The sequence below is a fragment of the Sorangium sp. So ce295 genome (assembly GCF_051527405.1).
GTDB classification, from domain to species: domain Bacteria; phylum Myxococcota_A; class Polyangia; order Polyangiales; family Polyangiaceae; genus Sorangium; species Sorangium cellulosum_B.
In genome coordinates, this window is sequence record NZ_CP150324.1 from 12087641 (window position 1) to 12110645 (window position 23005).

At 71.4% G+C, this 23005-nt stretch carries 2 protein-coding genes; both read left to right on the forward strand.

The features are described 5' to 3' along the window. Position 1: 1 nt before the first annotated feature. Positions 2 to 15097 (forward strand): non-ribosomal peptide synthase/polyketide synthase, encoded by a 15096-nt coding sequence (locus tag WMF11_RS45820; protein ID WP_437975236.1) that lies wholly within the window; start codon positions 2 to 4, stop codon positions 15095 to 15097. Beyond that, positions 15094 to 22986: an amino acid adenylation domain-containing protein gene (locus WMF11_RS45825; RefSeq protein WP_437975237.1), complete on the forward strand. Its 7893-nt coding sequence runs from the start codon at positions 15094 to 15096 to the stop codon at positions 22984 to 22986. Before WMF11_RS45820 ends, WMF11_RS45825 begins: the two co-directional genes overlap by 4 nt. The last annotated feature ends 19 nt before the right edge of the window (positions 22987 to 23005 follow it).

The following is a 23005-nucleotide window of genomic DNA, read 5'->3' on the forward strand; positions in this document are numbered from 1 at the left end:
TATGGGGAAGAACTTCGTCGAGCTGCTCGCGGAACGGGCGAGCGCCCACCCCGACCGGGTCGCCCTCCGGTTCCTCGCCGGCGGAGACGCCGAGGGCGAGGTGCTCTCCTACCGGGATCTCCACGAGCGGGCGTGCGCCATCGCGGCGCACCTGCGATCGATGGCGCCGCCCGGGGAGCGCGCGCTGCTCCTCTATCCCAGCAGCGTCTCGTACGTCACCGCGTTCTTCGGCTGCCTCTACGCAGGGATGATCGCGGTGCCGGCCTATCCGCCGGAGTCGATGCAACGGCAGCACCTGAGTCGGCTGTTCGCGATCCTCCGTGACGCGGAGCCGCGCTTCGTCCTGACCGAGAGCGGCCTGCTGGAGCCGCTCGCCATGCTGCGGCAGCACCTGCCCGGCCCGGTCGCCCCGGAGGTGATCGCGACCGACGCCATCGACCGCTCGTCGGCGGGCGCGTGGAGCATGCCGGATCTGCGCGAGGACAGCGTCGCTTTCCTTCAGTACACGTCCGGATCCACGTCGGCGCCCAAGGGCGTGATGGTCGGGCACGACAACCTGATCGCCAACGAACGCGCGATCCGCGCGGCGTTCTCGATCGACGAGGACGACGTGATCGTGAGCTGGCTGCCCCTGTTCCACGACATGGGGCTCATCGGCACGCTCCTCCAGCCGATCTTCAGCGGCGTGTCCGTCGTCCTGATGGCGCCGCAGCACTTCATCGAGCGGCCGATCCGGTGGCTGAAGGCGATCTCGCGGTATCGAGGGACGGTGAGCGGGGGACCGGACTTCGCCTACCGCCTGTGCGTCGAGCGCGTGAAGCCCGAGATGCTCGAGGGCCTCGATCTCCGGTCGTGGCGCCTCGCGTTCTCCGGCGCCGAGCCGGTGCGCGCCGGGACGCTGCGGGCGTTCGGCGAGCGGTTCGCCGAGGTGGGCTTCGACGCGGGGGCGCTCTATCCGTGTTACGGGCTGGCCGAGGCGACGCTGCTCGTCACCGGCGGCCGGCGCGGCGGCGGCGTGACCACCACGTCGTTCGACGCGGCGGAGCTCGGGAACAACGCGGCGGTCCCGAGCGCGTCGGGGCATCCGCTCGTCAGCTGCGGCAAGGCGCAGCCGGAGCACGCGATCGCGATCGTCGACCCCGAGACGGGGCGCGCCGTGGAGCCGGGGCGCGTCGGCGAGATCCTGGTGAACGGGCCGAGCGTGGCGCACGGCTACTGGCGGAACCAGGGCGCCACCGAGCAGACCTTCGTCCGGCGGGAGGGGCGCGTCCACCTGCGCACCGGAGACCTCGGCTTCGAGCACGAAGGCAGCCTGTTCATCACCGGGCGGCTGAAGGATCTGATCATCGTGCGGGGGCACAACCTCTACCCGCAGGACATCGAGAAGACCGTCGAAGATCAGGTCGAGGTGGTGCGGAAGGGGCGAGTCGCCGCCTTCTCGGTCGAGATCGACGGACAGGAGGGGATCGGCATCGCGGCCGAGGTGAGCCGGCGGCTCCAGAAGCTGATCCAGCCCGAGGCGGTCTGCCGCGCCATCAGCGAGGCGGTGGCCCAGGAGCACCTCGAGGCCGCCAGCCTCGTGCTGCTGCTCCAGCCAGGCACGTTGCCCGTCACGTCGAGCGGCAAGCTGCGGCGATCCGCGTGCCGCAAGAAGTGGCAGGAGGGGTCGCTCGACCTCTTCGGCGTGTACGAGCGCGGGGCCCTCCGCAGCGCGGAGGAGCGCGCGCCGGAGGCGGGGGATTCGCCCTCGGAGCCCTCGGAGCCCTCGGAGATCGAGCGGCGACTCCTCTCGATCTGGAGCGAGGTGCTGAATGCGCCGGCCGTCCGGCGCGACAGCGGGTTCTTCGCGCTCGGGGGCAGCTCGCTGTCGGCGACGCAGATGCTCGCGCGCGTCCGGGATGCGTTCGGCGTCGAGGTGCCGCTGAAGACCCTGTTCGAGGCGCCGTCGGTCCGGGCGCTCTCCGGGGTGATCGAGCGGCTCAAGGCCGACGGACAGATCGTGGAGCGCGCGCCGATCCCGCGCGTTCAGCGCACAGGCCGACTGCCGCTCTCGTTCGGCGAGCAGCGGCTCTGGTTCCTCTGGCAGCTCGACCGGGAGAGCGCGGCGTACACCGTCGCGGGCGCGGTGACGCTCGCCGGGGAGCTCGACGCCGGCGTGCTGCGGCGGGCGCTCGGCGCGATCGTGGCGCGACACGAGTCCTTGCGGACGACCTTCGGGCAGGAGGAGGGGCAGCCGTACCGGGTCATCGCCGAGGCCGGGGAGATGGATGTCGCCGTCGTCGACCTCGAGCCCGAGCCGGCAGGAGAGCGGGAGTCGCGCGCTCGGGCGCTCCTGGGGCAGGAGGCGGCGCAGGGGTTCGATCTCGAGCGCGGGCCGCTCGCGCGGGTGAAGCTCTTCCGGCTCTCGGCGCGGGAACACGTGCTCTCCGTGGCGATGCATCACATCGTGTCGGACGCGCTGTCCATGAACGTGCTCGTGCAGGAGCTCGCGCGCCTGTACGCGGCGTACCGCGAGGGCCGCTCGCCGGACTTGCCCGAGCTCGCCGTCCAGGCCGCGGACGTCGCGCTCTGGCAGCGCGCGCGGGCCGAGTCGGGAGAGGTGGAGGGAAACCTCGAGTACTTCAGGGCGCAGCTCGGGACCGAGCACCCCGTGCTGGAGCTGCCGTCGGACCGGCCGCGCCCGCCGGTGCAGAGCCACCGCGGAGCGACGTGTCGATTCGAGATCGACGAGGCGCTCACCGCGCGGCTCAAGGACCTCGCGCGCGAGCGGGGCGCGACGCTGTTCATGGTGCTGCTCGCGGCGTTCAAGGCGCTGCTCGCGCGGCATTCGGGGCAGGCCGAGATCCGCGTCGGCGTCCCGAGCGCCGGCAGGAGCCGCGTGGAGATCGAGCCGCTCATCGGCTTCTTCGTGAACACCCTCGTGCTGCGGACCGACGTGGATCCCAGGGAGAGCTTCGCGCAGCTCCTGGAGAAGGTGAGGGACGGGGCGCTGGGCGCCCAGGCGCACCAGGAGGTCCCGTTCGAGAGGCTCGTGGACGAGCTGAACCCGGGCCGCAGCCTGAGCCATAACCCGCTGTTCCAGGTGATGTTCAACCACCTGAAGAGCGACACGGGGGGGCGCGGGGACGTGGCCGGGCTCCGGCTGGAGGAGATGGATCGCCCGGGCGCGGCGACGCAGTTCGATCTGTCGCTCGATACGTCCGAGGTCGGAGAGCGCCTGAAGGCGACGCTCACGTACAGCACGGATCTGTTCGATCACGCGACGATCGAGCGGATGGCGGAGCACTTCAGGACGCTGCTCCGGGCCGCCGCGAGCCGCGCCGAGGAGCGGGTCGGCCGACTGCCGCTCCTCGGTGAGGAGGAGCGCCGCCGCGTCGTGAGCGAATGGAACGACACACGCGTGGCGTACGAGGGCGACCTCTGCGTGCACGAGCGGTTCGAGCGCGAGGCGGCGCGCAGGCCGGACGCGGAAGCCGTTGTGTTCGAGGGAGAGCGGCTGAGCTACCGGGAGGTCAACGCGCGCGCGAACCGGCTGGCCAGGGAGCTCTGCGCGCTCGGCGTGGGCCCCGACGTGCTCGTCGGCGTCTGCGCGGAGCGCTCGATCGAGCTGGTGATCGCGCTGCTCGCCGTGCTGAAGGCCGGCGGCGCCTACGTGCCGCTCGATCCGGAGTACCCGGCCGATCGGCTCGCGAGCATGGTGAGCGACGCGCGACCGAGGGTGATCCTCGCGCAGGCGCACCTCGCAGGGCGGCTGCCGGCCAGCGAGGCCCGCGTGGTGGGCCTCGACCGCGCGTGGGGCGACGATGGCCTCCACGGCGCGGAGGATCTGCCGAGCCGCGCGCGCCCGGAGAACCTCGCGTATTGCATCTTCACCTCGGGCTCCACGGGCAGGCCGAAGGGCGTCGTGAGCTCTCGCGCGGGCCTCCTGAACCGGCTGCTCTGGATGCAGGAGGCCTACGGGCTCACGCAGGGAGATCGCGTCCTGCAGAAGACGCCGTTCAGCTTCGACGTCTCGGTGTGGGAGTTCTTCTGGCCGCTCATGACCGGCGCGGCGCTCGTCGTCGCGCGCCCCGGCGCGCACAAGGACCCTCGCGAGCTCGGCGACGTCATCGAGCGGGAGCGGGTCACCACGCTTCACTTCGTGCCCTCGATGCTGCAGGCGTTCGTGAGCTCGGGGGAGCTCGCGCGCTGCGGCTCGGTCCGGCAGGTGATGTGCAGCGGCGAGGCGCTCCCGAAGGAGCTCGTGAAGCAGCTCGCGGCGCGTCACGGGGCGAGGATCCACAACCTGTACGGCCCGACGGAGGCGTCCATCGACGTGACCTCGTGGGAGTGCGTGGACGAGGGCGAGGCGCGCGCGATCCCGATCGGCCGGCCCATCGCGAACACGAGGATCCATGTGCTGGACGCGGCGCTGAGCCCGGTCCCCGTGGGGGTCGCGGGCGAGCTGTACATCGGCGGTGTGGGGCTGGCGCGAGGGTACGTGGGCCGCCCGGATCTGACGGCGGAGCGGTTCGTGCCCGATCCCGTCGGCGGCGCCGGGGGCGAGCGGCTCTACCGGACAGGGGATCTCGCGAGGTACCGCGCGGACGGCGTCATCGAGTACGTCGGCCGGAGCGATCATCAGGTGAAGATCCGCGGCTTCCGGATCGAGCTCGGAGAGATCGAGGCGCGGCTGCTCGCGCAGGAGGGCGTGGCCGAGGCGGCCGTGCTGGCGCGGGAGGACTCGCCGGGGCAGAAGCGGCTCTGCGCGTACGTGGTCCTGCGCGGCGGCGCCGGGGAAGGGGACGCCGAGGCGCTGCGTCCGCTGCGGGACGCGCTGCGCGCCGGGCTGCTCTCCGAGCTGCCCGAGTACATGGTGCCGAATCAGATCGTCTTTCTCGACAGGATGCCGCTGACGTCGAGCGGCAAGATCGATCGCAAGGCGCTGCCCGCGCCGGACGCGAGCCAGGCGCAGCGGGAGTACGTGGCGCCCCGGAGCGCCGTCGAGGAGAGGCTCGCCGAGATCTGGCGCGAGGTGCTGCGGATCGAGCGCGCCGGCGTGCACGACAACTTCTTCGAGCTCGGGGGCGACTCGATCGTCGCGCTCCAGGTGGTGGGCAAGGCGAGGCGCGCTGGCATCCACATCACGCCGAAGGACGTGTTCCAGCATCAGACGCTGGAGTCGCTGGCGGCGGCCGCGGGCGAGATCCCGGAGCCCGTGCTGGCGGCCGAGGAGGCGGCGCGGGCCGGCGGCGCGCGCCGCGCCCGTGACGGCTCGGGGCGGCTCGCCCCGTCGGACTTCCCGCTCGCTGGCCTGACGCAGGAGGAGCTCGACGCCCTGCCGGTGCCCGCCGGAGAGATCGAGGACGTGTTCCCGCTGAGCCCCATGCAACAGGGCATGTTGCTCCACACGCTGCTCGAGCGCGGCTCAGGCATCTACCTGATGCAGGATCGCTATCAGCTCACGGAGCCGATCGATCCCGAGGCGTTCGTCGCCGCGTGGGAGCGTGTGATCGAGCGGCACCCGGCGCTGCGCGCCTCCTTCGTCTGGCAGCTCGAGGGGAAGATGCTCCAGGTCATCCACCGCGCCGTCCCCGCGCCTGTCCAGTACCTGGACTGGAGCGCCTTCGGCCCCGAGGAGCAGGAGCGGCGTGTGCAGGAGCTCCTGCGCGAGGAGCGCGAGCACGGGCACGACCTCGGCAAGGCGCCGCTCGTGCGGATACGGCTCGTCCGCCTGGCGGACGAGGACTTCTGCTTCGTGCACAGCTATCACCACATCCTGATCGACGACTGGTGCCGTTCGCTCCTGTTCGTCGATTTCTTCGCGCTCTACCAGGCGCTCACGGAGGGCCGCGAGGCGAACCTGCCCACCCCGCCGCTCTACCGGGAGTTCATCGCCTGGCTGCTGCGGCAGGACGTCGAGGGGGCGCGCCGGTACTGGCGGGAGACGCTCGCCGGGTTCGAGGCGGCCACGCCGATCGCGACGGAGCGGCCGATCTCGAAGGAGGCCGGGCTCTCGCGGATCGGCGACCGGTCCGCGGTGCTCACCGAGCAGGAGACATCGCTGCTCCAGACGCTCGCGCGGAAGAACCAGCTCACGGTGAACTCGTTCGCGCAGGGCGCGTGGGCGGTGCTGCTGTCGCAGTACAGCGGGTCACCGGAGGTGCTGTTCGGCGTCACCGTCGCGGGTCGCCCCGCGGAGATCGCCGACATCCAGACGACGGTCGGCCTCTTCATCAACACCATCCCGCTGCGGACCGAGGTGCCCGGCCCTTCGGCGAGGACCACGGTGGCAGGCTGGCTGCGCCGCCTCCAGGAGCAGAACGTCGCGATGCGGCAGCACGAGCACATGCCGCTCGTCGACATCCAGGCGTGCAGCGGCGTCCCTCATGGACAGCCGCTGTTTCACAGCCTGTTCGTGTTCGAGAACGCGCCGATCGATCACACGCTGCTCGAGCGGCGGTCCGACTTCAGCGGGAACCGCACGCACACGAACTACCCGCTCACCGTCGTCGTGGTCCCCGGCCAGCGGCTGCGGCTCCAGATCAGCTACGATGAGCGCCGGTTCGACGGCGGCGACGTCGCCCGCATGCTCGCGCACTTCCGGCGGCTCTTGCTCGCGATGGCCGAGCGGCCCGATGCCGTGCTGTCCGCGCTGCCGATGATCGGCGAGGAGGAGGAGAGGCGCTTCGCGGCGTGGAACGAGACGGCGCGGGAGTACCCGTTCGAGCGGGGGTATGTGGGCCTGTTCGAGGAGCAGGCGGCGCGGCGGCCGGAGCAGGTGGCGGCGTCGTGCCGTGGGCAGGCGCTGCGGTACGGCGAGCTGGACAGGCGGGCGAACCGGCTCGGGCACGCGCTGCGGCGGGCGGGGGTGCAGGCCGGAGAGGTGGTGGCGGTGCTCGCGGAGCGCGGGCTGGGCCTCTTGTCGATGGTGGTGGGGGTGTTCAAGGCGGGCGGGGCGTACCTGCCGCTGGACGACAAGCACCCCTCGGAGCGGACAGCGCAGCTGCTGCGGCTGTCGGGCGCGCGCGTGGTGCTGGTGGAGGACGGGCGGCAAGCGCAGCTCGACGCGGCGATGGCGCGGCTGTCGGGCGCGGAGCGGCCGGCGGTGGTGGTCCTGGAGAGCGTGCTTTCGGGAGAGGGCCCCGAGCATCCGCTGGGGAACATCGCGCGTCCGGAGCAGCTCGCGTACGTGATCTTCACCTCCGGGTCCACGGGTGTGCCGAAGGGGGCGATGGTGACGAGCCAGGGGATGCTCAACAACCAGCTGAGCAAGGTCCCATATCTCGGCCTGACGGAAGAGGACGTCATCGCGCAGACGGCGTCGCAGAGCTTCGACATCTCGGTGTGGCAGCTGCTCGCGGGCCTGTTGTGCGGAGCGCGCGTGGAGATCGTGCCTGACGAGACAGCGCATGACCCCGGGGCGCTGCTGAGGCACGTGGAGGCAGCGGGGGTGACGGTGCTGGAGAGCGTGCCGTCGCTGATCGGGGGGATGCTGCTGGAAGAGCGGGTGGAGCTCCCGCGGCTTCGGTGGATGCTGCCGACGGGAGAGGCGCTGTCGCCGGAGCTGTGGCGTAGGTGGCTGGAGCGTTATCCGGGGATCCCGCTTGTGAACGCGTACGGACCTGCGGAGTGCGCGGACGACGTGGCGCTGTGCACGCTGCGGGAGCCGCCGGGGGCGGAGACGGTGGTGGTGCCGATCGGGCGGCCGACGGACAACAACCGGCTGTACGTGCTCGACGGGGCGCTGCGGCAGGTGGCGATCGGGGTGATCGGAGAGGTGTGCGTTGCGGGGGTGGGGGTGGGGCTCGGGTACCTGGGCGACCCGGCGAGGACGGCCGAGGCGTTCGTGCCGAACCCGTTCGCGAAGGCATCTGGAGAGCGGCTGTACCGTACAGGGGATCTGGGGAGGTACCGGGCCGACGGAGCGCTGGACTACGTCGGCCGGGTGGACCAGCAGGTGAAGATCCGGGGGCACCGGATCGAGCTTGGCGAGATCGAGGCGCGGCTTGTGGAGCACGAGGCGGTCCGGGAGGCGGCGGTGGTCGCGCGCGAGGACTCACCCGGCGATCGGCGGCTCGTGGCGTACGTGGTTCCGCGCCTCGGGCTCGAGGGGAACAGCCCGGAAGAGCAGGTGTTCCGGGAAGCGCTCCGCGCCTGGGTGAAGGCCGCGCTCCCGGAGTACATGGCGCCATCCATCTATGTGACGCTGGACAAGCTGCCGCTCTCGGCGAACGGCAAGGTCGACCGCAAGGCGCTTCCGGCTCCCGACGCGGAGCAGGCGCGGCGGTCCTACGTCGCGCCGAGGAGCGAGCTCGAGCAGCGGCTCGCCGAGATCTGGTCCGAGGTGCTCGGGATCGCGCAGATCGGTCTTCACGACAGCTTCTTCGAGCTCGGCGGCCACTCGCTGCTCGCCACGCAGGTGGCCTCGCGCGTGAGGAAGCGCCTTGAGGTGGAGCTGCCGCTGCCGGTGTTCTTCGAGGCGAGGACGCTGATCGAGCTCGCCGCCCGGATCGAGCAGGCTTCGGCCCGGAACGCGAGGCGCGCCGAGGCGCCGCTCGCGCGCGTGGACCGCAGCGAGCGACTGCCCCTCTCGCCCGCGCAGCAGCGGATGTGGTTCCTCTGGCGGCTCTGGCCCGGGAGCGGGGCGTACAACATCCCCTCGGCCGTGCTGCTCGTCGGAGACCTGGATCTCGACGCGCTGAAGAGGACGTTCAGCGCGATCACGGCGCGTCACGAGTCGCTGCGCACGAGGTTCGCCGAGCAGGACGGCCAGGGCTACCAGGTGATCGACGACGCCCTCGAGGTCGAGATCCCCGTGGTCGACCTGAGCGACCTGCCGGAGGCCGAGCTGGAGGAGCGCGCGCGCGCGCTGGCGATCGAGGAGGGCGAGCGGCCGTTCGATCTGGAGCGCGGGCCGCTCCTCCGGGCGAAGCTCCTCCGGCTCGCGGCGCGCGAGCACGTGCTCGTCGTGACGATGCATCACATCGTTTCCGACGGCTGGTCGATGGGCGTGCTCGTCGGCGAGTTCGCGAGCCTGTACAGCGCCCACCGCGAGGGCACGGCGCCCGATCTGCCCGAGCTGCCCCTCCAGTACGCGGACTACGCGGTGTGGCAGCGGAGGTGGCTCGAGTCGGAGGAGCTCGAGCGCCAGCTCGCCGCCTGGAAAGCGCGGCTCGGCGCGGCGCATCCGGTGCTGGAGCTGCCGTCGGATCGCCCGCGGCCGCCGGTGCAGAGCTACAGGGGGGCGACGTACCGCTTCGAGCTCGACGGCGCGCTGCTCGGCCGCCTGAACGAGCTCGCGCGGGGGCGGGGAGCGACGCTGTTCATGGTGCTGCTCGCGGCCTTCAAGGTGCTGCTGGCGCGGTACTCCGGGCAGGCCGAGATCCGCGTCGGCGTCCCGAGCGCGAACCGGGGCCGGGTGGAGATCGAGCGGATCATCGGCCTCTTCGTCAACACCCACGTGCTGAGGACCGAGCTCGATCCGGGCGCGAGCTTCGAGCGCCTGCTCCAGCAGGTCAAGGAGAGCGCGCTCTTCGCGCAGGGGAACCCGGATGTGCCGTTCGAGAAGCTCGTGGAGGAGCTGAACCCCGAGCGCAGCCTGAGCCATAACCCGCTGTTCCAGGTGATGTACGGCCACCTGAAGCCGCAGGAGGGCGCGCCGCGGGAGCTCGCCGGGCTGCGGCTCGAGATGATGGAGCGCCCCGGCGCATCGACGCAGTTCGATCTCGCGCTCGACACCTCGGAAGAGGACGGCGTGCTCAAGGCGGCGCTGACCTACAGCACCGATCTGTTCGACCCGGAGACCGTCGCGCGGATGGCGCGGCACTGGGGGAACCTGCTGGTCGCGATCGCGGCCGATCCGGGCGCGCGCGTCGGGCAGCTCCCGCTGCTCGGCGCCGCGGAGCGCTCGGAGGTGCTCGTGGCGTGGAACGCGACGGAGATGCGCACTCCGGCGGAGCGCTGCGTTCACGAGCTGATCGAGGAGCAGGCGCGGCGCACGCCGGACGCGATCGCGGCGTCGTACGAGGGAGAATCCTTGAGCTACGCCGCGCTGAACGCGCGGGCGAACCGGCTGGCGAGGCGGCTCCGCGAGCTCGGCGTCGGCCCGGACGTGCTGGTGGGCCTCCACGTGGAGCGCTCGCTCGAGATGGTGGTCGGGGTGCTCGCGGTGATGAAGGCGGGCGGCGGCTACGTGCCGCTCGACCCCGAGTATCCGGCCGAGCGGCTCGCGTACATGGTCGAGGACGCGCGGCCCCGGGTGATCCTGACGCAGGAGCGGCTCCTCGGGAAGGTGCCTGCCGCGGGAGCAGAGGTGTGGTGTCTCGACCGCGACTGGCGCGAGGTGGAGGGGTATCGCGCGGACGACCTCGCGCGCGTCACGCACCCGGAGAACCTGGCCTATTGCATCTACACGTCCGGCTCCACCGGCAAGCCGAAGGGCGTCGTCGTGCGCCACCGGGGCGTCGTCAACTTCCTGAGCACCATGAAGGAGAGCCCCGGTATCGCGCCGGAGGACCGGGTGCTCGGCCTGACGTCGCTGTCGTTCGATATCGCCGGGCTCGAGCTGTACCTGCCGCTGCTCGTCGGAGCGCGGGTGGTGCTTGTCGGGCGCGCGGTGGCGGCCGACGCGGAGGCGCTGATCGAGCGTGTGGAGAGGGAGGCGATCACGGTCGTGCAGGCGACGCCGGCGACGTGGCGGATGCTGAGCCAGTCGCCCGGGTTCGCCGCGATGCGCGCGTGCAAGGTGCTCTGCGGCGGCGAGGCGCTGCCGGCGGACCTGGCCAGTCGGCTCGTGCAGAAGGCGGGGCGGATCTGGAACCTGTACGGCCCCACGGAGACGACGATCTGGTCGTCGCGCCACGCGCTCGACGCGGAGCAGGCGGAGCCGCTGCTGGGCCGCCCGATCGGAAACACCGCGCTTTACGTGCTCGATGAGGCGCTCGGCCCCGTGCCGCCCGGCGTGGTGGGAGAGCTCTATATCGGCGGCGCCGGGCTCGCGCGCGGCTACCTGAACCGCCCCGATCTCTCGGCCGAGCGCTTCGTGCCGGATCCGTTCGGCGTCGCGGCCGGAGGGCGATTGTACCGGACCGGAGATCTGGCGCGTTACCGGGCGGGCGGCGTGATCGAGTACGTCGGCAGGGGCGATCACCAGGTCAAGATCCGCGGATACCGGATCGAGCTCGGGGAGATCGAGGCTCGGCTTCTGGAGCAGGAGGGCGTGCGCGAGGCGGTGGTCGTCGCGCGCGAGGACGCGCCGGGGCAGAAGCGCCTCCTGGCCTACGTGGTCCCCTCACGCGAGGGCCTCGCGGCGGCGGACGGCGAGGAGCTCGCCCGGTACCGGGAGGAGCTCCGCGCGGGGCTCCGTAAGGCGCTCCCGGAGTACATGGTGCCCTCGGTCTACGTGGTGCTGGAGAGGCTGCCGCTGACCGCGAACGGCAAGGTGGACAGGAGGGCCCTGCCGGCGCCGGACGCGAGCCAGACGCAGCGGGAGTACGCGGCGCCCCGGAGCGCGGTCGAGGAGAAGCTCGCCGAGATCTGGCGCGAGGTGCTGCGGGTCGAACGCCCCGGCATCCACGACAACTTCTTCGAGCTCGGGGGCGACTCGATCGTGGCGCTCCAGGTGGTGGGCAAGGCGAGGAGCGCCGGGATCCACCTCTCGCCGAAGGACGTGTTCCAGCACCAGACGCTGGAGTCGCTTGCCGCGGCGGCGCGCGACGGCGATGGGCCGCCCACGCCGCCTGACGCGGCGGCCGCGACGAGCCCGCGCAGGGACGCGTCGGACCGCATCACGCCATCGGACTTCCCGCTCGCGAGCCTGACGCAGGCAGAGATCGACGCCCTGCCGGTGCCGGCCGGCGACATCGAGGATGTGTTCCCGCTGAGCCCCATGCAGCAGGGCATGCTGCTGCACACGCTGCTGGAGCCCGGGACTGGCATCTACCTGATGCAGGACCATTACAGCCTCGACAGCGCCATCGATCCTCAGCTGTTCAAGGCCGCCTGGGAGCGCGTGATCGAGCGGCACCCGGCGCTGCGCGCCGCCTTCGTCTGGCAGCGCGAGGGCAAGATGCTCCAGATCATCCGCCGCGGCGTCCCCTCTCCGGTCGAGCTCCTCGACTGGCGGGAGATGGGCGCAGAGGAGCAGAAGCGGCGCCTGTTCGAGCTCTTGCGGCAGGAGCGCCAGGACGGGTTCGACATGGGCCAATCGCCCCTCCTGCGGCTCCGGTTGTTCCGCCTGACCGACACGAGCTTCCTGTTCGTGCACAGCTATCACCACATCCTGATCGACGACTGGTGCCGTTCGCTCCTGCTGACGGATTTCTTCGCCGTGTACCGGGCGATGTCCGAGGGCCGCGAGGTGAACCTGCCGAGCCCGCCGCACTACCGGGAGTTCATCGCCTGGCTGCTGCGGCAGGACGTCGACGGGGCGCGCCGGTACTGGCGGGAGACGCTCTCAGGGTTCGAGGCGGCGACCCCCATCGTCCCCGAGCGGCAGATCGCGGGAGAGCCGACGACCTCTGTCATGATCGATCGATCGGTGCACCTCAGCGAGGAGGAGACCTCGCTGCTCCGGGGCTTGACGCGGACGCACAAGCTCACCGTGAACTCGTTCGCTCAGGGCGCGTGGGCGGTCCTCGTGTCCCAGTACAGCGGGATGCGCGACGTGCTGTTCGGCGTGACGGTCGCGGGGCGCCCGACCGAGATCGTGGGCATCCAGGACACGGTCGGGCTGTTCATCAACAGCATCCCGCTGCGGGTGGCCGTGCCGGGACACGACAGCAGGATCAGCGTCGCGCAATGGGTGCACAGGCTGCAGGAGCAGAACCTGGCCATGCGGAAGCACGAGCACCTGCCGCTCGTCGACATCCAGGCGTGCAGCGCCGTGCCGTACGGCCAGCCGCTGTTTCACAGCCTGTTCGTCTTCGAGAACGCGCCGATCGACCAGTCCGTCATGCAGCGGCAGTCCGAGCTCCAGGCGGAGCTCAGCGACAACCGCACGCACACGAACTATCCGATCACGGTCGTCCTGCTGCCGGGCAACAGGCTGGAGCTCCAGATCTCCTATGACCAGCGGCGGGTCGACGACGGCGACGTCGCCCGCATGCTCGCGCACTTCCGGCGGCTCTTGCTCGCCATGGCGCGCGAACCGGGCGCCGAGCTCCGCAAGCTGCCGATGATCGGCGAGGAGGAGGAGCGGCGCTTCGCGGGGTGGAACGAGACGGCGCGGGAGTACCCGTTCGAGCGGGGGTATGTGGGCCTGTTCGAGGAGCAGGCGGCGCGGCGTCCGGAGCAGGTGGCGGCGTCGTGCCGCGGGCAGGCGCTGCGGTACAGAGAGCTGGACAGGCGCGCGAACCGGCTCGGGCACGCGCTGCGGCGGGCGGGGGTGCAGGCGGGAGAGGTGGTGGCGGTGCTCGCGGAGCGCGGGCTGGGCCTCTTGTCGATGGTGGTGGGGGTGTTCAAGGCGGGCGGGGCGTACCTGCCGCTGGACGACAAGCACCCCTCGGAGCGGACAGCGCAGCTGCTGCGGCTGTCGGGCGCGCGCGTGGTGCTTGTGGAGGAGGGGCGGCAAGCGCAGCTCGACGCGGCGATGGCGCGGCTGTCGGGCGCGGAGCGGCCGGCGGTGGTGGTGCTGGAGAGCGTGCTTTCCGGAGAGGGTCCCGAGCATCCGCTGGGGAACATCGCGCGTCCGGAGCAGCTCGCGTACGTGATCTTCACCTCCGGGTCCACGGGCGTGCCGAAGGGGGCGATGGTGACGAGCCAGGGGATGCTCAACAACCAGCTGAGCAAGGTCCCGTACCTCGGCCTGACAGAAGCGGACGTCATCGCGCAGACGGCGTCGCAGAGCTTCGACATCTCGGTGTGGCAGCTGCTCGCCGGCCTGTTGTGCGGAGCGCGTGTGGAGATCGTGCCTGACGAGACAGCGCATGATCCAGGGGCGCTGCTGAGGCACGTGAGGGCAGCGGGGGTGACGGTGCTGGAGAGCGTGCCGTCGCTGATCGGGGGGATGCTGCTGGAAGAGCGGGTGGAGCTCCCGCGGCTGAGGTGGATGCTGCCGACGGGAGAGGCGCTGTCGCCGGAGCTGTGGCGGAGGTGGCTGGAGCGGTATCCGGGGATCCCGCTTGTGAACGCGTACGGACCTGCGGAGTGCGCGGACGACGTGGCGCTGTGCACGCTGCGGGAGCCGCCGGGGGCGGAGACGGTGGTGGTGCCGATCGGGCGGCCGACGGACAACAACCGGCTGTACGTGCTGGATGCGGCGCTGCGGCAGGTGGCGGTCGGGGTGATCGGAGAAGTGTGCGTGGCGGGGGTGGGGGTGGGGCTGGGCTACCTGGGCGACCCGGCGAGGACGGCCGAGGCGTTCGTGCCGAACCCGTTCGCGAAGGCATCTGGAGAGCGGCTGTACCGTACAGGGGATCTTGGGAGGTACCGGGCCGACGGAGCGCTGGAATACGTCGGCCGGGCGGACCAGCAGGTGAAGATCCGCGGGCACCGGATCGAGCTGGGCGAGATCGAGGCGCGGCTCGTGGAGCACGAGGCGGTGCGGGAGGCGGCGGTGGTCGCGCGCGAGGACTCACCCGGCGATCGGCGGCTCGTGGCCTACGTGGTCTCGGCGCCGGCAGGTGGCGAGGCCGCGAGGGCGAGAGAGGAGGCGCTGCGCGAGGAGCTCCGCGCCTGGCTGAGAGCGGCGCTGCCGGCCTACATGGTCCCGCCGGCGTTCGTGACGCTGGACAAGCTGCCGCTGTCGGCGAACGGCAAGGTCGATCGCAAGGCGCTGCCCGCGCCCGACGGGGACCAGGTCCGGAGGGGGTATGTGGCGCCGAGGAACGATCTCGAGCGGAGCCTCGCGGCGATCTGCGCCGATGTGCTCGGGGTCGAGCGCGTCGGCGTCCACGACAGCTTCTTCGAGCTGGGAGGCCATTCTCTGATGTTGACCCGGGTGGCCTCGCGCATCCGGAGCGAGCTCGCCATCGACGTCCCGCTCCGCGCGCTGTTCGAGGCGTCCTCCGTCGAGCAGCTCGCGGAGGTCCTCTCGCGCGGCGCGACCGCGCCGGTGCCGAAGCTGGATCTCGCGTTGATGCTCGACAAGCTCGATGAGCTGGGAGCTGCAGAATGAACCGCACCGTGAATACCGAGTCGAACCCGTTGAAGGCAGTGGCAGAGCGCCTGTTCTCTCTCCCGGAGAGCAAGCAGCGCGTGTTCGTCGAGTGGCTGGCCGGCCAGGGCATCGAGCCGACGCGGCTGCCGATCGTGGCGATGCCGAGGCCGGAGCGACCGCCGCTCTCGTTCGCCCAGCGGCGCCTCTGGATCATCGACAAGCTGAACCCCGGCACCGCGATGTACAACGTGCCGAACGCGCTCCGGCTGCGCGGGGACCTCGACGTCGCCGCGCTCGAGCGCGCGCTCGGCAAGCTGATCGAGCGGCACGAGGCGCTGCGCACCTCCTTCGCGGAGGACGAGGGCGAGCCGTATCAGGTGATCGCCGGGGCGGCCTCCATCGATCTCGTCCAGGTGGACCTGTCCGGGCTCCCCGAGGCGGAGCGCTCGCCGAAGGCGCGCGAGCTCGCGAACGAGGAGGCCCAGATCCCGTTCGCGCTGCAGCGCGGGCCGCTCCTCCGGGCGAAGCTCCTGCGGCTGTCGGAGCGCGAGCACTGGCTGCTCTTCACGATGCATCACATCATCTGCGACGAGTGGTCCAACAACCTCCTCGTGGCGGAGTTCGTGGAGATCTACGACGCGCTGCGGGGCGGGCGCGCGCCCTCCCTGCCCGAGCTGCCGATCCAGTACGCCGATTATGCCGTGTGGCAGCGGCGGTGGCTCGCCGGCCCCACGCTGGACAGGCAGCTCGCCTACTGGACGTCGAAGCTGGGCACGGACGATTACGCGCTCGCCCTGCCCACTGACGCGGAGCGGCCGGCGGCGCCCAGCTACCGAGGGGCGGATCACTGGTTCGAGATCGATCGCGCGCTGACCGAGCGGCTCGGCGCGCTCGGGAAGCGGCACCAGGCGACCTTGTTCATGACGGTGCTGGCCGCGTTCCAGGTGCTCCTCTCCCGGTACAGCGGGCAGGAGGACATCCGCGTCGGCGTCCCGATCGCGAACCGCCATCGCGCCGAGATCGAGGGCGTGGTCGGGTTCTTCGCCAACGCGCAGGTGCTCCGCAGCATCGTGCCGGGGCGGACACGCTTCTCCGACCTCCTGGACCAGGTGCGCCAGACGGTCGCGGACGCGCAGTCGAACCAGGACTTGCCGTTCGAGCGGCTCGTCGAGGCGCTCCAGCCGGAGCGGCGGATCAACCACGCTCCCCTGTTCGACGTCATGCTGTCGTGGCACCGCGACGTGGAGAGCCGCGACCAGGTCCTCGGCGGGCTGGAGGTGAGCTCGGAGCGGCCCGAGGAGAACGTCGCGAAGTTCAGCCTGACGCTGCACATGACCGAGACGCCGGACGGGCTCACGGGGCAGTTCATCTATCGAACCGACCTGTTCAAGCCACAGACGATCTCCCGGATGACCGAGCACCTCCGGGTGCTGCTGTCGGAGATCGTCGAGGGCCCGGATCGGTCCATCGCGAAGCTGCGCTGGATACGGCAGGAGGAGCGCGATCGAACGATCGCGGCCTGGAACGCGCCGCCGGTCCGGCGCGAGCCGCTCCCGGTGCACGAGCTGTTCGCGCGTGCCGCGGTGCAGAGGCCGAACGCGGTGGCGGTGAAGGTGGAGCGCGATGCGCTGAGCTATGGAGAGCTGGAGCGGCGGGCGAACCGGCTGTCGAGCTACCTGAGGAGCCGAGGGGTCGGCGCGGAGTCGCGGGTGGGGCTGTGGCTGCCGCGGAGCACGGGGCTCCTGGTGGGGCTCGTGGGCGTGCTGAAGAGCGGCGCGGCGTACGTGCCGCTGGATCCGAAGCAGCCGGAGGCGCGGCTGCGGGAGATGGTGCAGGACAGCGGGGCGCGGGTGGTGCTGGGCGAGGAGAGCGCGAGACGGGCGCTCTCCGGGCTGGACGTGGAGGTGATCACGCCGGCCGAGGCGGAGAGGATGGCGCCGGCCGAGGGGGAGAAGAGCGCGCCGGTGAGGGCGGAGCAGGCGGCGTATGTGATCTACACGTCGGGCTCGACGGGCCGGCCGAAGGGCGTTGTGGTGACGCACCGAGGCGTTGTGAGCTACGTGGAGGCGCTGCTGTCGCGGCTGTCGCTGCCCGAGGAGGCGAGCCTGGCAATGGTATCGACGATCGCGGCGGACCTCGGCAACACGGTGCTGTTTGGAGCGCTGTGCTCGGGTCGGACGCTGCACCTGCTGTCGGACGAGCGGGTGTTCGATCCGGACGCGATGGCGGAGCTGATGCACGCGGAGGGGGTGGACGTGCTGAAGATCGTGCCGAGCCACCTGAAGGGGCTGCTTCAGTCGTCGCATCCGGAGCGGGTGCTTCCGCGGCACACGCTGATCCTGGGGGGAGAGGCGACGTCGTGGGAGCTATTGGAGCAGATCCGGCGTCACGGGAGCTGCCGTGTTGTGAACCATTATGGCCCGACCGAGACGACGGTGGGTGTGTTGACGCACGAGCACCGGCCGGAGCAGCCTTTGGCGAGCGCGACGCTGCCGCTGGGCAAGCCGCTGTCGAACAGCCGTGTTTATGTGCTCGGCAGCGACCTGCAGCCGATGCCGAGCGGCGTGCCCGGAGAGGTCTATATCGGCGGGCAGGGCGTGGCGCGCGGGTACCTCGGCCGCGCGGATCTGACCGCGGACCGGTTCGTTCCGGACCCGTTCGGCGAGGCGGGGGAGCGGCTGTATCGCACGGGGGACCGAGCGAAGTACCTTGAGGACGGGAGCATCGAGTTCCTGGGCCGGGTGGATGAGCAGGTCAAGGTGCGCGGCTACCGCATCGAGCTGGGCGAGGTGCGGGCGGCGCTGCTGTCGCTGGCCGAGGTGTCGGACGCCCAGGTGCTTGTGCAGGAGGGGCAGGCGGGCAATGCGCGGCTTGTCGCGTACGTGATCGGGAAGGAGGGAGTCCGGGACGGCGCGGCGCTGGAAGCGCGGCTCCGCGAGCGGCTGCCGGATTACATGGTCCCTGGCGACTACGTCTTCCTGGACGCCTTCCCGCTGACGCCGAACGGCAAGCTCGACCGCAAGGCGCTGCCGGCGCCGGGCAAGGAGCCGGCGCAGGACGTGCCGCCGCGCACGGAGATGGAGGAGAAGCTCGCCGCGGTCTGGCGCGAGGTGCTCAAGCGCGAGCGCATCGGCGTCCACGACAACTTCTTCAAGATCGGCGGCGACTCCCTGCTCAGCTTCCAGGTCATCGCGCTGGCCAGGAAGGTGGATATCCCGCTCGCGCCTCACGATCTGTTCGAGCATCAGACCCTCGCCGAGCTCGCCGGAGCGCTCGAGAGCGGCGTGATCGGCGAACCCGCCGCGGAGGGCGTCGAGCTCCGGCCGATCGCGCGCGAGGGCCGCTTGCCGATGTCGCACGGGCAGCAGCGGCTGTGGTTCCTGTGGCAGCTCGACCGGGAGAGCGCGGCGTACAACATCCCGATCGCCGTCCGGCTCGTGGGAGGGCTGGACACGCGCGTGCTGGAGCGCACGTTCGCGGCGCTCGTGGAGCGCCACGAGACGCTGCGGACGCGGTTCGAGCCGGGAGACGGGCTCGGCGCCCAGGTGATCGGCGAGCCTGCTCCGCTGGAGATTCCGGTCGTGGATCTGAGCGGGCGCGCGGAGCCCGAGCAGGAGGCGCGCGCTCTCTCGGAGGCAGAGGCGCAAAGGCCGTTCGATCTCGAGCGTGGCCCGCTCCTCCGCGTGACGCTGCTCCGGCTGTCGGCCGAGGAGCACGTCCTGCTCGTGACGATGCACCACATCGTGTCGGACGGCTGGTCGATGAACCTCGTGATGGACGAGTTCGCGCAGATCTACGGCGCGCTCAGCGAGGGGAGGAAGCCGGAGCTGCCGCCTTTGCCCGTGCACTACGCGGACTACGCCGCATGGCAGCGGGAGCGGCTTCGATCGGGGGAGCTCGCGCGCCAGCTCGCCTACTGGAAAGAGCAGCTCGGAACGGAGCACCCGGTGCTGGATCTCCCGGCGGATCGCCCGCGGCCGCTGGAGCAGAGCTACCGCGGCGCGGTCATCGACATCGAGCTCGACGCGGCGCTCGTCGACCGCCTGAAGGCGCTCGCGCAGGACACGAACGCGACGTTGTTCATGGTGCTGCTCGCGGCGTTCCAGGTCCTCATGCACCGGTACGCGCGGCAGGAGGAGATCCGGGTCGGGGTGCCGAACGCGAACCGCAATCACGCGGATCTGCAGGGGCTCGTCGGCTTCTTCGTCAACACCCACGTGCTGCGCGCCCGGATCGACGGGCAGATGCGCTTCGCCGACGTGCTGCGCCAGGCGAAGGAGGCGATGCTCGGGGCGCAGGCGCACCAGGACCTGCCGTTCGAGCAGCTCGTGGAGGCGCTCAACCCGGAGAGGAGCCTCAGCCATAACCCGCTCTTCCAGGTGATGTGCAACCACGAGCGGCGTGAGACGAGCGCGCTGCGCCGCCTCGAGGGCCTCTCGATCCGCGAGTTCGAGCGCGGGGAGAGCGTGACGCAGGTGGATCTCCTGCTGAACACGGTCGAGGAGGGGGAGCGGCTGCGCGCGTCGCTGACGTACAGCACGGATCTCTTCGATCACGGCACCATCGCGGGGATGGCCGAGCGCTGGAGGACGCTGCTCCGCGCCGTCACGGCGGACCCCGAGCAGCGGGTGCTCCTGCTGCCGCTCCTCGACGCCGAGGAGCGCCGCCGCATCGTTGTCGCGTGGAACGACACGCGCGTCGAGATGCCGCGAGAGCGGGGCGTCCATGCGCTGATCGAGCGGCAGGCGGCGCGCACGCCCGACGCCGAAGCGGTCGTGTTCGAGGGCGAGCGCCTGAGTTATGCCGGGCTGAACGCCCGCGCGAACGGCCTGGCGCGGGACCTCCGGGACCTCGGGGTGGGGCCGGACGTGCTGGTGGGCGTCTGCATGGAGCGCTCGCTGGAGCTGGTGATCGCCTTGCTCGCCATCCTCAAGGCGGGCGGGGCGTATCTCCCGCTCGATCCGGAGTACCCGGCCGAGCGGCTCGCCGCGATGCTGTCCGACGCCCGTCCGCGGGTGCTCCTCGCGCAGGCGCACCTCGGGGACCGCGTGGCGAGCGCCGGCGTGCCGATCGTGTACCTCGACCGCGGCGCCGGCCCGGTCACGGGTCCACGCACCGAGGACCTGCCGGGCGGCGCGCAGGCCCAGGACCTCGCTTATTGCATCTTCACGTCGGGCTCCACGGGCAGGCCGAAGGGCGTCGGCGTGCCGCACGCGGGGCTCTTGAACCGGCTGCTCTGGATGCAGGAGGCGTATCGCCTCACCGAGGCCGATCGCGTCCTGCAGAAGACGCCGTTCAGCTTCGACGTCTCCGTCTGGGAGTTCTTCTGGCCGCTGATGGCGGGCGCGACGCTGGTCGTCGCCCGCCCCGGGGCGCACAAGGATCCGGCCGAGCTCCGCGAGATCATCGATCGGGAGCGGGTCACCACGCTGCACTTCGTGCCGTCGATGCTGCAAGCGTTCGTGAGCTCGGGGGAGCTCCCGAAGTGCGCGTCGGTCCGCCAGGTGATGTGCAGCGGCGAGGCGCTCCCGGCGGAGCTCGCGCGGCAGTTCACGCGCCAGCACGGCGCGCGGCTCCACAACCTCTACGGTCCGACGGAGGCGTCGATCGACGTGACGTCGTGGGAATGCGAGCGCGAGGCCGACCTGCGCGCGATCCCGATCGGCCGCCCGATCGCCAACACGCAGATTCACCTGCTCGACGCCGCGATGAACCCGGTTCCGGTCGGGGTCGTGGGGGAGCTGTACATCGGCGGCGTCGGCCTCGCGCGAGGCTACGTGAGCCGCCCCGAGCTGACGGCGGAGCGCTTCGTGCCGAACCCGCTCTCCGAGGCGGCCGGAGAGCGGCTGTACCGGACCGGAGATCTGGCCCGGTATCGCGCGGACGGCGCCGTCGAGTACATCGGCCGGATCGATCACCAGGTGAAGCTCCGAGGGTTCCGGATCGAGCTCGGCGAGATCGAGGCGCGGCTCGCGGCGCACGACGAGGTCGAGGAGGCCGCGGTGGTGGTGCGGGAGGACGCGGCGCAGCCGAGGCGGCTCGTCGCGTACGTCGTCCCCCGCCGGGCCGGCGCGGCGCTCGCCGGCGGAGACGAGCTTCGCGCGCTCCAGGAGCGGCTGCGACAGAGGCTCCAGGCCGAGCTGCCGGAGTACATGATCCCGAGCGCGATCGTCGTCCTGGAGGCGCTGCCGCTGACGTCGAGCGGCAAGCTCGATCGCAAGGCGCTGCCGGCGCCGGACGCGGGCGCCGCCCAGGACGAGCACGTGGCGCCCAGGAGCCCGCTGGAAGAGCGGCTCGCGGCGATCTGGCGCGAGGTGCTGGGCCAGGAGCGCGTGGGCCTCCACGACAACTTCTTCCAGCTCGGCGGCGACTCGATCGTGGCGCTCCAGGTCGTGGCGAAGGCCAGGAGCGCGGGGATCCACGTCACCCCGAAGGACCTGTTCCACCACCAGACGCTGGGGTCGCTGGCCGCGGCGGCGCGCGAGGTCGCGCCGCGCAGCGCCGAGCAGGAGCGCGCGTCGGGCGAGGTGCCCCTCACCCCGATCCAGTCGTGGTTCTTCGAGCAGCGCCTGGAGGCCCCGCACCACTTCAATCAATACGTCCTCGTCGAGGTCGCCGCCGGGTTCGATCTCGACCTGCTGAGGCGCTCGCTCGGGCACGTCATCGCGCATCACGACGCGCTGAGGCTGCGCTTCCGGCGCGAGGACGGCGCCTGGACGCAGTGGTACAGCGAGGAGGAGCAGCCCGAGCTCTGCTCGCGCGTCGATCTGAGCGGCGAGGCGGATCTCGCCGCGGCGATCGAGCGGGTGGGGGACGAGGCGCAGCGGAGCCTCGACCTCGCGCGGGGACCGCTGCTGCGGGCCGTGTACATCGACCTCGGGGCGTCGCGCCCCGGGCGCGTCCTCGTGGTGATTCACCACCTGATCGTGGATGGCGTCTCGTGGAGAGTGCTGCTCGAGGACCTGCAGGCGGCCTATCACCAGCTCCGCGGCGGGGCGCCCGTGCGGCTGCCCGAGAAGACGAGCTCGTTCCAGCGCTGGTCGCGCGCGCTCCGCGAGCGCGCGGAGCGCGGCGGCTTCGACGGCGAGATCGAGCACTGGCGCCGGGTGATCGGGCCTGCGGCCCCCAGGATCCCGGTGATGAGCCAGGACGGCGACAACACGGTCGCGTCGGCGCGCACCGTCACCGTCACCCTGAGCGAGGAGGCGACGACACAGCTCTTGACCCAGGCGCCGCAGGCGTACCGGACGCAGGTGAACGATCTCCTGCTGACGGCGCTGGCGCACACGCTGTGCGAGTGGTCCGGGGAGGACAGCGCGCTCGTCGAGCTCGAAGGGCACGGCAGGGAGGACCTCTTCGAGGACGTGGACGTGACACGGACGGTGGGGTGGTTCACCGCGATCTACCCGGTGCGGCTCGCCCCGGATCGGGCGGATCTGGGCCGCTCGATCCAGGGGATCAAGGAGCAGCTCCGGCAGGTTCCGAACAAGGGGGTCGGCTACGGCGCCCTGCGCGCCCTGAGCCGGAGCGGCGGCGGCCTGGCCGGCGCGCCCGAGCCGCAGATCCGCTTCAACTACCTGGGACAGTTCGATCAGGCGTTCGAGGCGGACGGGCCGTTCAGGCCGGCCGACGAGGCCGCGGGGCTGCCGGTGGCCAGGCAGAACCGCCGCGATCGGTGGATCGAGATCAGCGGCATGGTGGTGGGCGGGCGCCTGACGTTCGGGTGGACCTTCAGCGCGTCGGTCCACGACGAGGCGCAGATCGAGCTGCGGGCACGGCGTCACGTGCAATGGCTGGAGGAGCTGACGCGGCACTGCCTCCGAGACGACAGCGGGGGGGTCACGCCCTCGGATTTCCCGTTCGTCGAGCTCGCCCAGGATGAGCTGGATTCGATGTTCGACGCCTGAGCGCGGCGTACCCAGAGGA

Excerpts from the sequence above, each read along its gene's own strand:
- WMF11_RS45825 (WP_437975237.1), top strand. The coding sequence starts at position 15,094 with ATGAACCGCACCGTGAATACCGAGTCGAACCCGTTGAAGGCAGTGGCA.
- WMF11_RS45820 (WP_437975236.1), top strand. The coding sequence starts at position 2 with ATGGGGAAGAACTTCGTCGAGCTGCTCGCGGAACGGGCGAGCGCCCAC.